This is a genomic window from Methanosarcina sp. 2.H.A.1B.4 (assembly GCF_000979385.1).
Lineage (GTDB): Archaea > Halobacteriota > Methanosarcinia > Methanosarcinales > Methanosarcinaceae > Methanosarcina.
Window position 1 is genome coordinate 1 of record NZ_JJOV01000085.1, and the last position, 13,605, is coordinate 13,605.

Sequence of the window (13,605 nt, forward strand, 5' to 3'; positions counted from 1 at the left end):
TGTTCCGGCTCTCTTTTAGCTCTGCTTCTCTAAAAGCGAGTTCGAATCCATTTGAATTGCTGGATTTCTATTCCGGCACCCTGTCTAAGTTCCGAAGGGGACACGCTACTTCAACATAAACCAGGGCTTATCGTAGGAAGGATTCTTATAACCTAAAAATAGACTGAAGTGTTCAGCGTAGATAAGATATTTAGAGTGAACTGGATAAGGCGTCCAGAAAAATACTCGGAAAAATCTTGAAATTAATGCTCAGGAGAACACCTGAAATAAAATGTTCAGGCAGAACTATCCAACTTTGAATTTTTAAAAAGATAACGGGTTAGTAAAATGAAGAAAAGGGATCAGGCAGAAAGTGCCACAATGGCTTCTGCCAGATCTCCGTTTGAGTTCTTCAGGGCTTTTCTGGCATCTTCTTCGGAGACGCCGGTCTGCTCCATTACGAGTTTGATGTCTTCGGCAGGGATTTCCAGAGATTTTGGGACTTCCTTTGCATCACCTACAATCTGATATGTTTCCGAACCCTGGACTGTCATTATAGTGACATTTGCGTTCTCAATAATTATATTAGAGTTCGCAGTCTTTATAATAACCTCTTCAATGTCCTTAAGCTCCTTAACATCAATCCCCATCTGCTTCATCATCTGTTTCATTTTAGCCGGGTTCGTCCCTCGGCCTCCCATTCCTGGAAACATAAATTCCCTTCTCCTTTGTTTTCATTTTTTATTTGCTTCTTCAGGTTCGGGTATTTTTTCATGTCCCTGTGAGTTTTTTGCTTTTATTTAATGGCATCCACCACAGGTACCGCATCCGCCACCGGCACCGAGGTTGCGGATAAGGAAGCCTTTTCCGTTTTCATCTTCAACGTAATCAATGCTGCCTTCAGTGAAGCTGCTCTCGATGTCTTTTGCCATTACCAGCTTAATTCCGTTGCTTTCCATCGTCACATCGTCTTCCTTCACTTCATCATCAAGGGCAAGTCCGTACTGGACTCCACTGCAGGCTACTCCAGCAACAAAGACCCTGAGTGCAAGGTCAGATTTTCCTTCCTGTTCCAACAGTGTTTTCAGTTCTGCAGCAGCTTTTTCTGTTACTTCAATCATTTATATATACCTCTTTTTATTTTTGATAATTTTAAAATACTGAAGACCTTTATTTTCTATAAAATGTCATCCGTTACAGCTTATAGATAACTCATCAGCGTTATATAATCTTGCATCTAATACATATAACGCTTATGCGAGATGGCATCTCTTTTATCTGAAAAATTTTTATCAAATAAGTCTTCGAAGGGCAGATTCCTTCTCCTGGAAATCCGTTTTTCTCCCAAGACCTACATATATTTCATATCTTATATATTTTTCTTCCAATACTTTTTCTTCCAATCTTTTTCCAGGTCTCTCTTAAAGGAATTCAGCATCTTCATCTATAGGTTCTTCAAGCACGCTGGCATTATAAGCATTGATCTCAAGGGAATTCCTTTTACCCTTTACTTCCCACACAGGAATATATACCAGATCCATGTCAAGTTCTATTTCATCGGCTTTTGGGCTGATGCTCTTCTGTTCATAGATAATTGCCTGCCCTTCCAGATTGTTAAAGCGCATCTCACGTGTATTTTCCTGTATTATTAAATCAAGAAGGATCTTCTCTGCCTGTTTTTTATCTACATTAGGCCGCTTTACCTCATACTGCACTGCCGGAATCCTGGTCGGATTCCCAAGACCTTCTATATCAATATTTTCTTTTGACTTGTTCAGAGCATTAAGATAGCCATCCCCTTCTCCTGTAATGCTCATCACTTTTGATCTGAACCGTTTTTCTGCCTCAACACTGTAGGAATACTTCCAGAAAGGTACAAATTTCAAAACCGCGTCTTTAGGGCTGCTGATATAGGGTTTTGCAATGATAATTGCCTGATCTTTAGATATCCTGGGTTCTACAGATTGTATGTTCAGCATATCATACGGCTCAATTCTGGAAATTTCGCTGTTTTCCAGTCGCTGTAAAGGTTTTCTCTCCTCAACTGGCTTTGGCAGGGTTCTGGGCTCAAAAGAGATTTTTTCTGTTTCTCTCGCCATATCTTGAAGTGGTACAAGTCTTCCATCGGAGTAAAGCTCCTGTCTGAAGCCTTCCTCTCCCCAGTTTTCTCTGGTGAGTTCAGGGGTAGTTTCTACCTGGTTCTGGGATTCTTTTAAAGGTATTTCAGATTCCGTCTGATAAGCACTCGATTTTCTTTCCATATTTGCCAGAACTGCCCTTCCGATCTGGAGAGCTAGTTCGTCTCTGTCCCATATGTATATTCCGAGTTCAGCTGCGTAGTCATTCAATTTTCCCGACATTTTCTGGGTCATCACATAGATTCCGGTACAAGCTTCTATCTTTTCAGAAAAAGATTTTATCTCCTCGTAGTCTGGTTTCAGGGCGCACATGACATAAGCTTGATGCCCATTTTTCTCTACACGGATATCAGACTGGCTGGATATTATTACATTGTATCCGGATGATTTGAAGATATCAACAAGGATTTCTAAAAGGTCTTGATTCATGATTCTCACTTTTTTATGTCCTGTACAACTAAAATAGTTTATGTTTACAATTGAAATATAATTATCTTAAAACTTATTATACTGTATACTTCTTTCTATGTTTAAACCCCTCCTTCCAAACATACAACTATATAATAAATCAAATCCTAATCATGTATGTATGAGTGGGATCAGGCTTGGAGCAGATTCATTTTCTACTTATGAAGAAGGTATAAAAAAAGAATGGATTATAGGGAACGGGCTTGGAGGATATGCTTCATCAACAGTCATTGGAGCAGATACAAGGACTTATCACGGACTACTTGTAGCAGCTCCGGAAAATTCTCCAGGAAGGATTTTGTTACTTTCTTCTCTCGATGAGGAAATTTCTATCAATGAAGAAGTCTATCGACTTGCAACCCATAAATATCCAGGCACTGTTTCTCCTATGGGTTTTAATTATCTTTCCAAATTCATTCTTGCCCCCTTTCCCCTCTGGGTTTACCAGCCCGACGTTTTTACCGTGAAGAAAAAGGTCTTCATGGTTCATAATAATAATACGATCTGTATTGTTTATGATGTCAGATCCAGAAAAGAGGGAGCTTTGCTAAGAATTTTCCCTATGGTAAACTCAAGAGATTTCCATTCCACTACTCGCTCCGGAAACCTTTCCTTTTATCAGGAAGCCGATTCTACAGGATTAAAACTGGAAAGTTCGAATGGTTTTTCTTTCTCGCTTTTGTCTAATCTCCAGTACCATCGTAATCCAATGTGGTACTACAATTTTGAGTATGATGCTGAAAAGGATCGCGGACTTGCCTTCCAGGAAGACAACTTTAACCCCGGTTATTTCGAAAGCAAACTCAAATTGGGAACTTCCCGTTTTTTTATTGTTGCTTCAACCGAGCATATTTCTTCTCTTACTCTTGAGCAAGTTGAGGAACTCTATACAAGGGAGGTTTATCGACAGAATCTTTTTGCTTTTAATTCCAGGCTTACTGAACCTTTCGCCCTTAAGCTTCTCAGGGCAACTGACTCTTTTATTGTTAAGAATCCCTCTACAGGCAAGAAGTCGGTGATTGCTGGATATCATTGGTTTGCTGACTGGGGACGGGACACCATGATTTCTTTACCGGGTCTTCTTTTAGTTCCCCATCGATTCGATGAAGCCAGGTCCACTCTCAAAAACTTTGCAAGGCACTGCCGGAGGGGATTGGTTCCTAACACTTTCCCGGCTCTCGGAGGAGAGCCAGTATATAATACAGTGGATGCTTCTCTCTGGTTTATTCATGCCCTTGGCCGATATTTCGCATACACAAAAGATTTACTGTTTCTCTCTGATGTTTGGGATACTGTAGAGAGTATTATAGATAATTACCGTAAGGGTACAGATTTTGGAATTGGCATGGACTCTGATTATCTTATTCGACAGGGCCCTCAACTGACCTGGATGGATGCTAAAATAGGAGATAATCCGGTGACCCCAAGGGCAGGTAAAGCCTGTGAGATCAATGCCCTCTGGTATAATGCTCTGAAAACTGCTTCCAGACTCGGAGGTCTCCTTGGCAAAGAAACTGCTCCATATGAAACTCTTGCAGCCGGGGTGGCATCTAACTTTGAAGACGTTTTCTGGAATCCGGAGACTAACTGCCTCTATGATGTCGTGACTGAGGATGAGGCGGGAAATCATATTAAAGATCCGTCGATCCGCCCTAACCAGATTTTTGCAGTAGCGCTCCCTTACACAATGCTTTCTTCTGAGAAAGAAAAGGCTATTGTGGACAGGGTGGAAAAGGATCTGCTCACGCCTTTCGGGCTCAGGACACTTTCAATGGATAATCCCTCTTATAGGGGACGCTATCAGGGAGGGCCTCAAATAAGGGACATGGCCTACCACAACGGAACCGTCTGGCCCTGGCTTCTTGGGTCCTATGTCAAAGCCTACAGGAAAGTACACAACTACTCAAAAGAGAGCCTTGAAGCTATGCGTTCCCTCCTCAAAGGTTTTGATATGCATCTTGAAACGGCAGGTGTCGGCACTATTTCCGAGGTATTTGATGGGGATTTCCCTTACTCTCCCGGGGGCTGCATTGCCCAGGCCTGGAGTGTTGCAGAGATTTTAAGGGCGTATGTTGAGGACGTTCTTGGGATCAAACCGTGAGAACAGAACTTCTGGTTTTTTCAGAGTTTTTTTTTAAAAAGGAAATATTTTGTCCCTTTAAGGGACATGAATTTTGACCTACTTTCTTTTAGATGCTCATTTTTTTGGAGTTAAGAAGAATATGTTCCTGTTTCGGATATTTCTTCTCCGTCCCAAAGTATTTCAGGATGACTTACATCGTTGACTGTGAAGGTGAATCTCAAGGTGGTTCCTTTTATGTACTTGACCTCATCTGAGTATACTGTCACAGTTCCCTCGTTGTTTGTAATGTCAAAATCTATATCAGAGGTTGCCTCGCTCCACTTGCCTGATACGGTAGCTCCTTCTACAGTGGCAGGGGTTTCGTCTGTGGTTTTGATGGTAATGGTTGCCTTTGCGTAAACAAAGGTATTCTTTCCGGCTTTTCTGCTGATTGGTGTTATCTCAACACTGGAAACGCTGATTAATTTGTCATTTGTATCTGTTCCTATAGTTACGGTAGCTTCATCGGTATCTGTTGCTCCTCCGTCATCGGTTACGGTGAGGTTGACGGTATAGGTTCCATTAGTAGAGTAGAGGTGTTCTGGAGCCTCGCCTGAGCCCGTGCTTTCATCCCCGAAGTCCCATTCATATGATACAATATTCCCGTCAGAGTCAGATGAAGCTGAACCATTAAATGTTACTGCAGTTCCTATGGTTCCAGTGTACGGCCCTCCTGCTTCGGCTAATGGCTGGATGTTTACAGTCGGCTGGCCTTGAATGGAGTCAAGGGCAGCTTTTGCGTTTACAATCCCATATCCATAATACTTGTCCCAGCCCGAAGTGCCTAGATCTGTCGCCGTATTTTGTATTGCAGTCCTTACTTCATCAGGTCCGTTTGCTCCTTCAGATATCAATAGTGCGGCAACACCTGATACATGTGGAGTTGCCATGGATGTGCCCTGGAAGAACCAGTAGTTGAAGTCTATCGGGTCTTTAGTTGTGGTGTTGAATGTATTCTGAAGGATTCCGTCCTTGTACCCATCCCCGTTTTGGTCTACTGTCATGTCTCCCCCCGGGGCCATGACATCCAGAGCATAGCCATAATTTGAATAATATGCGCGCTTTCCATCATATCTCGTGGCCCCAACTGCGATGCATTTTTCATAAGCTGCTGGGTAGCTGACAACGCGAGTATTGTCATTTCCGGCTGCAGCAACGATGGTAACTCCATTGTTGTATGCGTAGTCGAGAGCAGCATCAAGGGCCGGGCCCGGATAGTAACTCGGGGGAAAACCCAGGCTCATGCTTATGACATCCGCGTTGTTATTGGTTGCGAAATATATCCCGTCAATAAGTTGCTGGAGGGCTCCACTTCCGGCTCCGTCAAGCACTTTAACAGGCATTATAGAGCAGTCATATGCTACACCTGCAACACCATCTTCATTGTTGGTACTCTGGGCTATGGTTCCGGTGACATGGGTTCCATGCCCGTTATCGTCGTTCGGGTGTTCATCGTTATTGACAAAGTCGTAACCTTGAACAAAATTTGTATTCGCAAGGTCCGGAGCTACAATATAAGGGTCGTTATTTTCATATGCAACTCCCGTGTCAAGTACTGCAACAATTGCTCCATCTCCTGTAGAGATGTCCCATGCAGGTTCAAGGTTGATCCCACCACCCACTCCGGTTTCGAAGGCTTTGAAATTCCACTGTAAATAGTAATATTCATCATTGGGTACCATAAATGCGCACATGATGGCGTTGGGTACGGCATATTCAACATTCGGGTTTTTGCTGTAGATCTCTGCCATCTCTTCAACGGTTTTTGTCTTTGGGATTTTCAATATCTTGAATCCCGCGTAAGGGCTGGTGTAAGTTGCCTGCGTCCCGTGTCCGGCATTGATGTTTTTTATCTTTTCTTCGGAGACGCCGGGATTGAACTTCACAAGGATTTCTCCGGGTACATATTTCTGGTCCCCCTGCACGTCGATAGTCAGCTTCTCATAAATATCGTAAGATTTGCTGTCCACTGTATCCAGTGCAGAGACTGGAATAATTGACCCTATAAGTAATCCGTATAGTACCAATAGGGGCACAATTTTACTCCTAAGTCTGAAACTCATCTTCTCATCCACGGGTTTTATATATAGTTGTTATAAATCTGTTTTTGTTATATATTGAGCTTGTTTCAAAACTACCTCTAATCCTTCCATGCCAATTTTTCGGAGTAAAGAAATCAAGATCATCAAGTCAAATGGAAAATCTGCTTTAGATAAAAACATGAATAATCGGGATTTTGAAACTAGCTCATTAAGTGCCAAACTTTGTTTCTTCCATAAACTTTTAAGCAGAATACAATATATATCTTCGCAAATTTTATTACTTGTTTTACATAATTGGAGTATTATCATCCTTAGTCAGAATTGGGGATTTATTCTCAGGATGGTAGACCTCTCTTTTTATACTAGTTTGGCAATCTATCCCCCATGATTGACTTTGATACCCTGAAATATGAAAACGGCCTGATCCTTGCCGTAGTTCAGGACCAGGTTAGCAGGGAGGTTCTGATGTGCGCCTATATGAACCGGGAAGCCCTTGAAAAGACTGTAGAGACAGGAATCGCTCATTTCTGGAGCCGTAGCCGGAAGCAACTCTGGAAAAAAGGGGAAACGTCGGGAAATTTGCAAAAAGTGAAGGAGATCCGGATCGATTGTGACATGGATTCCATTCTCCTGTTCGTTGAACAGATCGGAGGAGCCTGTCACATGGGGTACAGGTCATGTTTCTACCGAAATCTCGAAGGAGAGGTTGTAGGAGAAAAGGTCTTTGAGCCTGAGGACGTTTACTGAGCCTCCCTTATATTGTTTCCCTTATATTGCTTTCCTTATATTGCTTTCCTTATATTGCTTCAGTTTTTTTTTCTGAATGTAATATTCTATTTTTTCAATTTTTTACATTTTTCGTCCCTTGTTATGTTTGATTTTTTGAAACACCTATTGTCTTCCTTAAAACTCTGTTCTGAAATGTCTTCATCCTTAAATACAGTTATCTGTTATTCCTTTTTGAACTCACTCAGGACACGTTAACTTTCCTTTTTTCTCACATTTCTCGCCAGAAGAACTACGCTTTCCATGAGCTATTTCCTGGAAAAAATATTGGAGTATATTTTCAGGGGGTGTTGAATAAAAACATAGTTTTAAATAACTTATCATAATTTATCATAAAAAAGCTTTGAAGCCTGAAAACAGAGAGCCTGATTCGGGATAGAAATTCCAAACGGGATTCCGTGCGCATCCCCACATAAAAGAGGTAAAAAATGCATCTACCAAACCCCCATAAACAGCACCCAAGAGTCAGCAAAAAGGCATGGATATCCGAAACTGCAGTAATAATCGGAAACGTAAGTATTGCAGATGATGTATTCGTCGGGCCCAATGCAGTCCTCAGGGCAGACGAGCCCGGATCATCCATAACCGTTCACAGCGGCTGCAATGTACAGGACAATGTCGTGGTCCATTCCCTCTCACATTCCGAAGTGCTGATCGGCAAAAATACTTCCCTTGCCCACGGCTGCATTGTCCACGGGCCCTGCCTGATTGGAGAAAGTTGCTTCATAGGGTTCGGGGCAGTGGTGTTTGACTGCAATATTGGGAAAGATACGCTTATTCTCCACAAGGCCATTGTTCGTGGAGTAGAAATTTCTTCAGGCAGGATGGTACCTGATGGGGCCGTGGTCACCAGCCAGGACTGTGCTGATGTTCTTGAGGATATCACAAAAGACCTGACCGAGTTCAAAAGATCGGTTGTCAGGGCCAATATTGACCTTGTGGAAGGTTATCTAAGACTCAGAGAAGAGAGCTGAAGGAAAAATACTGTAAAAGGTAAAAATTATACCATCCGGAATTATCCCTTAGGAAGAAAAAGAAGTGGTTCAGATAGAATGTATCTGACCAAAATTAAAGGTATTTTCCCTCCAGCTTTTCCAGAATCTTTTTTCCTTTATCTGTAAGCATGTATTTTTTCCAGGTCGTTTTCTCAGGAGTCAGGCACTCGATTAAATCCCTTTCCTCAAGTTCTTTTAAAGCGCGACTGATATTTTGTGTAGACCTGCTTGCTTCATGGGCGATATCCGAAGCCCTCACTGCATTATGCCTTTTCATGGACTCCATAAGTATCAGGCGGCGGTCAACGCTGATAACCCACTTTATCAGTTCGTCTATAGAGTTTTCAGTCATGTAAGTCAGATTCTCCAGCAAAAGCTTCCTACTGAGATAAGCAGTCGCATAATATTTAAAATTTAATCACTCTGTCACGCAATCTAGACAAGTTCTTTTCTCTAATTTTAAAGCTTTTCTGCAAGCTCCCTGTTTTTCACTGCCATTAGCTGGACAGCTGGAATTGCGGCATTATCCCCTTCTTCCGATCTCCATGCAGGCGAGTGTAACAAAAAAGACGTAAGATGACAAATATCTGTTGCACAGAAATCCATAAAATAACAAAAAAGTAAAAACAAAAAAAAGAAAGGAGGAGTTCAGGCAAACTTTGCAAGAATTGCCTTAATATCCTCAAAGACCACATTTATATCCTTTGTACCATTAAGAGTGACAAGGATAACTTTTTCTTTATAGTAGTTGATAAGCGGCTGGGTCTGCTTTTTGTAGACATCCAGGCGGTTCTGGACGGCTTCTGCAGTATCATCGACGCGCTGGAAGATCTCGCTGCCGCAGCTGTCACATATGTTGTCTTTCTTTGGCGGGTTGGAGGTTACGTGGTAGCTTGCTCCACATTTGCACATCAAACGCCCGCTTATTCTTCCTACAAGCATTTCGTCAGGTACCTCAAGGTTGAGGACGACATCGATGGGCTTGTCAATTTCATCAAGGATTGCTTCCAGGGCATCAGCCTGGGGGACAGTCCTCGGGTATCCGTCAAGAATGAAACCTTTTTTGCAGTCTGCTTCTGTCAGGCGGTTTTTAATTATACCAATAAGCACCTGATCAGGGACAAGTTCTCCCTTGTCCATATATGCTTTGGCTGCAAGGCCCAGTTCCGTTCCTTCTCTAACATTTGCCCGCAGTATATCCCCTGTGGAAATCTGCGGAATTCCATAGAAATCAACCAGTTTTTTGGCCTGGGTACCTTTGCCAGCACCCGGGGGGCCGAAGAGTATTATGTTCATTCGAAGATCCCCTTTTTGTGTCCTTTTATTTGATTGTTTTCCTTTCTGACCGATCTTTTTCAGTTATCTCTGCAGTTAGAGGTTTACCCGCCCTTACTGCTCCCCGAAGAAGGAACGAATCATCGGGTGCATCTCCATCATCTGCTCGGAAGCGATATCCTCGTACAGACGGTACACAATGCTTACTGTAAGCAGCAGTCCGGTACCTCCGGCACTTCCGAGAGTACCGAGTAGACTTGCAACCAGGGTGAGAACCCCAATGAAAGCTCCTCCTATCACGGTAACCTTTGGAATATAGCGCTGCATAACCTTTTCAATACTGCCGATGTTCCGCCTGAAACCAGGGATCTGCATTCCGGAATTGAATATCTTCTGGGCTGTGGGCTTTGCACCCATGCCTGTGGTTTCTATCCAGAAGAGGGCAAATATAATCCCGCCTCCGATCAACATTATGGCATCCATGAGGACGTGAAGGGTAATCTGCCAGGTAGCTGGAGCAGCTACCCCATAGGCTGCAAAGGATTCCCTCACAAGGGACGGTATCCAGTCATATGGGCTGTGTATGGGAGCCAGGTAATACATGATTCCGTTCAGTGGCTTTGAGCCGCTGAATTCTCCGAGGAAGGTAATCCCTCTGCCGGAAAGGATGATCCCGACCATCTGAACGTTAGCCTGAAGAGCCCTGACAAGGATCATGGGCAGGACTGATGCGTATATGAGTTTGACAGGGAAGCGTCCCCTTGCCCCTCTAACCGCACTGTGGGCGAGAGGGATCTCAATTCTTGTACTCTCTACATATACAACAAGCAAGAAGATGAGAACCGTGCTCACGAGAGCGAGGATTCCTCCTCTGACCAGCAGGAACATCAGACCTTCACCGGAGAAGAGATAGTCTGCCCCGGTGTTCTGGGCAATGTAAATCCATTTGGGAATGAGTCCGACAGGAAGCCCTTCCTCAAGTTGCCAGTTAAAGATACCTGTAACGATCTGCTGGGAGATTCCTGCAACGATGAAAAGCCCAACTCCTGACCCGATACCCCACTTGGAAATCACTTCATCCATGAAGAGGATCAGCATGCCTCCGATAAAGATCTGGACAAGGAGCAGTAAAGTGATCACTCCCAGGCCTACACCAAGAGTAGAAGCAAGCCCCGGATCCGGCTGGATGTATCCGCCAAGAAGCTGCGGTAGAGCTTCCAGAAGGATCATGACAATGACAAGGAACTTCTGGGCTCCCTGAAAGAATGCCTGATCTTTGGGGTTAGAAAGGTCCATTTTTATAATGTCTGCCCCAACAAGAAGCTGCAGAATAATAGAAGCCGTGACAATTGGCCCGATACCGAGAAGGACTAAAGATCCAGAAGCCCCGGCAAAGAAGGCACGGTAAGATTCAAAAAGGTCAACAGAATCCTGAGACATTCCGAAGAGCGGCACATTTGCAAGAGCAAAGTACAGCACCAGAACTCCCAGAGTCCACCAGAGTTTATCCTTAAAGTGGACGTGTTTTTCCGGACTTGCTACTGCGGGTAACTTGTTAAAAAACGGTTCTAATGTATCCCTGAGAGTCATCGATTACACCATTCAAAATATACATTTATTTAGACTATAATAAATATTAGATTATGTTTTACCGTAAGATAAAAGGTATATAGCACATCTAATATAAAAAGTTACTAAAAGAATGAAATAAGTAGGGTCGGGATGACACTACTTATTCGGCATCGATGCAACTTCCACCAGCGTTTTCTATTTTTTCGCGGGCAGATGCTGAAAATTCCTCTGAAGTGACCACAAGGTTCTTCATGACACGTCCGCTTCCAAGTACCTTCTCGATTCCGAGATTTTCAAGGTTAATGTGGTATGCGCCGTCCTTAACTTCCGCAAGCCCTTCTTCAACAAGATAGGGGGCAAGTTCGTCGAGCTCTCCAACATTTACTATGGAAACGTCCTTTGATATTCCATCAGGGCGCTTGAATCCGTGCTTACCGTAGCTGTACCCACGCATCATAGCTCTTACGAAGTGGTGTTTACAGCCACCGGCTTTCCCACGGCCTCCGCGGTTTCCGGCTCCACGCCTGTTTTTATGGGTCCCGCCTCCGCAGGTCCTGGACCCTCTGAACTTCTTAGTATCCATTTAAACCACCTTATCTCATCTTGTGCAGAAGCACGTTGATATTTTCATCGTGGTTTCCGAGTACGCCACCCTGCTGTACTGTCCTCTTAATCCCAGCATGTCCTTTTCTGGCCGGGTGAAGCCTGAAAACAGGCTTCAGTTTTGGGACATCCTTAAGGGAGGCTTTTCCCTCGACAACGGCTTCTGCAAAGGCCTGTATGGAATCATAGTCCGTGTTTTCACGGATGTATTCTTCTGTGAGGCGGGTGTCGCCTTCAAGCCTTCCGCGGTTTTCAAGGACTTCTGCAAGGATTTTTGCATCAATCTTTCCGTATGCAACGTAGTCCTTCACTTTCTGGACCATACCATTGTAATGAGGGTTTTCCGGCACAAACACACAGTGGTTAATTTTGTGCAGGCGGAGCATCTTCATGGTATCCTCAATGGTATAGCGTACGTTGACCGGACCTCTCATTCTCACAACTGCATACATCTTAGACTTCCTCCTTACCGTAGTACACAGGCAGCCTTATAATGTTGACCTGGTTGAGGGCATCGTAGGTAGCCTTTGCGAAGTTGAGGGTTGTCCTGGTAGTTCCGAAGGTCTTGGTCCATACGTCTTTAATACCGGCTTTCTCGAGCACTTTGGTTGCAGTGTTTCCTGCGGCAATCCCGAGTCCTCTTGGAGCGGGGATGAGGGTCACACTTACACTGCCTGCCTTCCCTGTAACCTCGTAAGGTACGGTGTGCGGCAGCCCACAGGCACATTCCCAGGAACCGCAGCCTCTGCGGATATAGGTAATGTTAAGTTTTGCAGCGTCGATTGCCTTGCGGATTGCAGGTCCGACCTGCACGTCCTTTGCCTGTCCAAGCCCTACATAGCCGTTTCTGTTTCCTACGATTACGGTTGCTCTAAACTTTACACGACGTCCGGAGTCAGTCATCCTCTGGACCATGTTGATGTCGAGCACCTCGTCTTCCAGGTCAGGAAGCAGCATATCAATTATCTGGGGTTCCCTGATAGGCAGGCCTGACTTGATCGCCTCGTCCATGGAAGCAACCTGTCCTTCAACGACTAATTTTCCAAGCCTGGTTTTCGGAACCCATTCTTGATCGAATGCCATTTAATCACCTTAACTAAACTCAGCAAAGATTTTCTCTTTGGTTGCTTCAAACTGCTCTGGCAGGTCTGAGCTCTCTTCTCTGTATTCGGCTATGTGCTCTCCGCGGATCCTCTCGTCCGATGGGAACACTTCCGGGCTGCAGGGGATTTCAAAACCAGCGTCTACCATCCCTTTGAGGGCGGCATAGACTCTGGAACCTGCAGAGGAAGCCTGGAGGCCTATGTCCAGAATTCCACTTTCATAGCCCTTCTGCAAACTCTTCAGCCCAAATAAGAGCCCTGTAAGGTATGCAGCCGTTGTGTTTCCGGTAGCTCCTTTGTAACCGTACTTTGCAAGTTCACTCGAAACGGCTGAGGAATAAGTTATGTCCCCATCGAGAGTTGGAGCTATTAACTGGATCTGAACGTTTCTTGCACTCTTTCTGACAACCACACGGTCCTGCTTTGAGATTAATAATTTAAGGCGGAGGTGGTAGTTGGTGCGTCCTTCTCTTCTTCTTCTAAAAGGAACCTTATATCTTGGTCCTGTTGCCATCTTCAGCT

At 44.1% G+C, this 13,605-nt stretch carries 14 protein-coding genes; 3 read left to right on the forward strand and 11 right to left on the reverse strand.

Going from position 1 to position 13,605, the window contains the following annotated elements; translation table 11 throughout:
* Window positions 1-341: 341 nt before the first annotated feature.
* The 3 genes from EO92_RS13950 to EO92_RS13960 all read right to left on the reverse strand — a co-directional run bounded on the left by EO92_RS13950 (window position 342) and on the right by EO92_RS13960 (window position 2,546).
* A complete protein-coding gene (locus EO92_RS13950) occupies window positions 342-692 on the reverse strand; it encodes a nascent polypeptide-associated complex protein (protein ID WP_048133924.1) in 351 nt (116 codons plus the stop codon).
* Between the two features lie 87 nt (window positions 693-779).
* Window positions 780-1,100 carry an iron-sulfur cluster assembly accessory protein gene (locus tag EO92_RS13955; RefSeq protein ID WP_048133923.1) on the reverse strand — a complete coding sequence of 107 codons (321 nt, stop codon included), beginning with the start codon at window positions 1,098-1,100 and terminating at the stop codon, window positions 780-782.
* 300 nt (window positions 1,101-1,400) lie between these two features.
* A complete protein-coding gene (locus tag EO92_RS13960; protein WP_048172495.1) occupies window positions 1,401-2,546 on the reverse strand; it encodes a hypothetical protein in 1,146 nt (381 codons plus the stop codon).
* Between the two features lie 160 nt (window positions 2,547-2,706).
* On the opposite strand from EO92_RS13960, the gene EO92_RS13965 reads away from it, so the two are divergent.
* A complete protein-coding gene (locus EO92_RS13965; protein ID WP_048172497.1) occupies window positions 2,707-4,686 on the forward strand; it encodes an amylo-alpha-1,6-glucosidase in 1,980 nt (659 codons plus the stop codon).
* Between the two features lie 110 nt (window positions 4,687-4,796).
* Here the strand turns inward: EO92_RS13965 and EO92_RS16805 are convergent, their stop codons facing one another.
* Window positions 4,797-6,743, reverse strand: coding sequence for a S8 family serine peptidase (locus tag EO92_RS16805; RefSeq protein WP_156165841.1), 1,947 nt, complete (start codon window positions 6,741-6,743; stop codon window positions 4,797-4,799).
* 390 nt (window positions 6,744-7,133) lie between these two features.
* Between EO92_RS16805 and hisI the strand changes: the two genes are divergently transcribed.
* Together hisI and EO92_RS13985 are read left to right on the forward strand one after the other, a co-directional pair.
* A complete protein-coding gene (gene hisI, locus EO92_RS13980; RefSeq protein ID WP_048133917.1) occupies window positions 7,134-7,496 on the forward strand; it encodes a phosphoribosyl-AMP cyclohydrolase in 363 nt (120 codons plus the stop codon).
* A gap of 467 nt (window positions 7,497-7,963) precedes the next feature.
* Complete coding sequence (locus tag EO92_RS13985; protein WP_048172502.1) at window positions 7,964-8,509, forward strand: carbonate dehydratase; 546 nt, start codon at window positions 7,964-7,966, stop codon at window positions 8,507-8,509.
* A 94-nt stretch (window positions 8,510-8,603) separates the two neighbouring features.
* Here EO92_RS13985 and EO92_RS13990 read toward each other — a convergent pair whose 3' ends face one another.
* From EO92_RS13990 to EO92_RS14020, 7 genes are all read right to left on the reverse strand, one after another.
* A complete protein-coding gene (locus EO92_RS13990) occupies window positions 8,604-8,882 on the reverse strand; it encodes a winged helix-turn-helix domain-containing protein (RefSeq protein ID WP_048133914.1) in 279 nt (92 codons plus the stop codon).
* Window positions 8,883-9,178: 296 nt separating this feature from the next.
* A complete protein-coding gene (locus EO92_RS13995; RefSeq protein WP_048172503.1) occupies window positions 9,179-9,826 on the reverse strand; it encodes an adenylate kinase in 648 nt (215 codons plus the stop codon).
* A 93-nt stretch (window positions 9,827-9,919) separates the two neighbouring features.
* Complete coding sequence (gene secY, locus EO92_RS14000; protein ID WP_048172505.1) at window positions 9,920-11,395, reverse strand: preprotein translocase subunit SecY; 1,476 nt, start codon at window positions 11,393-11,395, stop codon at window positions 9,920-9,922.
* A 142-nt stretch (window positions 11,396-11,537) separates the two neighbouring features.
* On the reverse strand, window positions 11,538-11,960 hold the full coding sequence (locus EO92_RS14005) for an uL15m family ribosomal protein (RefSeq protein ID WP_048133909.1): 423 nt from the start codon (window positions 11,958-11,960) through the stop codon (window positions 11,538-11,540).
* 10 nt (window positions 11,961-11,970) lie between these two features.
* Window positions 11,971-12,432: a 50S ribosomal protein L30 gene (locus EO92_RS14010; protein WP_048133908.1), complete on the reverse strand. Its 462-nt coding sequence runs from the start codon at window positions 12,430-12,432 to the stop codon at window positions 11,971-11,973.
* A gap of 1 nt (window position 12,433) precedes the next feature.
* Window positions 12,434-13,063 carry a 30S ribosomal protein S5 gene (locus EO92_RS14015; protein WP_048172506.1) on the reverse strand — a complete coding sequence of 210 codons (630 nt, stop codon included), beginning with the start codon at window positions 13,061-13,063 and terminating at the stop codon, window positions 12,434-12,436.
* Between the two features lie 9 nt (window positions 13,064-13,072).
* Entirely contained in the window at window positions 13,073-13,597 is a 525-nt protein-coding gene (locus EO92_RS14020) for a 50S ribosomal protein L18 (RefSeq protein ID WP_048172508.1), read from the reverse strand.
* Between the last annotated feature and the right edge of the window lie 8 nt (window positions 13,598-13,605).

Excerpts from the sequence above, each read along its gene's own strand:
- EO92_RS13950 (WP_048133924.1), bottom strand. The coding sequence starts at position 692 with ATGTTTCCAGGAATGGGAGGCCGAGGGACGAACCCGGCTAAAATGAAA.
- EO92_RS13955 (WP_048133923.1), bottom strand. The coding sequence starts at position 1,100 with ATGATTGAAGTAACAGAAAAAGCTGCTGCAGAACTGAAAACACTGTTG.
- EO92_RS13960 (WP_048172495.1), bottom strand. The coding sequence starts at position 2,546 with ATGAATCAAGACCTTTTAGAAATCCTTGTTGATATCTTCAAATCATCC.
- EO92_RS13965 (WP_048172497.1), top strand. The coding sequence starts at position 2,707 with ATGAGTGGGATCAGGCTTGGAGCAGATTCATTTTCTACTTATGAAGAA.
- hisI (WP_048133917.1), top strand. The coding sequence starts at position 7,134 with ATGATTGACTTTGATACCCTGAAATATGAAAACGGCCTGATCCTTGCC.
- EO92_RS13985 (WP_048172502.1), top strand. The coding sequence starts at position 7,964 with ATGCATCTACCAAACCCCCATAAACAGCACCCAAGAGTCAGCAAAAAG.
- EO92_RS13990 (WP_048133914.1), bottom strand. The coding sequence starts at position 8,882 with ATGACTGAAAACTCTATAGACGAACTGATAAAGTGGGTTATCAGCGTT.
- EO92_RS13995 (WP_048172503.1), bottom strand. The coding sequence starts at position 9,826 with ATGAACATAATACTCTTCGGCCCCCCGGGTGCTGGCAAAGGTACCCAG.
- secY (WP_048172505.1), bottom strand. The coding sequence starts at position 11,395 with ATGACTCTCAGGGATACATTAGAACCGTTTTTTAACAAGTTACCCGCA.
- EO92_RS14005 (WP_048133909.1), bottom strand. The coding sequence starts at position 11,960 with ATGGATACTAAGAAGTTCAGAGGGTCCAGGACCTGCGGAGGCGGGACC.
- EO92_RS14010 (WP_048133908.1), bottom strand. The coding sequence starts at position 12,432 with ATGTATGCAGTTGTGAGAATGAGAGGTCCGGTCAACGTACGCTATACC.
- EO92_RS14015 (WP_048172506.1), bottom strand. The coding sequence starts at position 13,063 with ATGGCATTCGATCAAGAATGGGTTCCGAAAACCAGGCTTGGAAAATTA.
- EO92_RS14020 (WP_048172508.1), bottom strand. The coding sequence starts at position 13,597 with ATGGCAACAGGACCAAGATATAAGGTTCCTTTTAGAAGAAGAAGAGAA.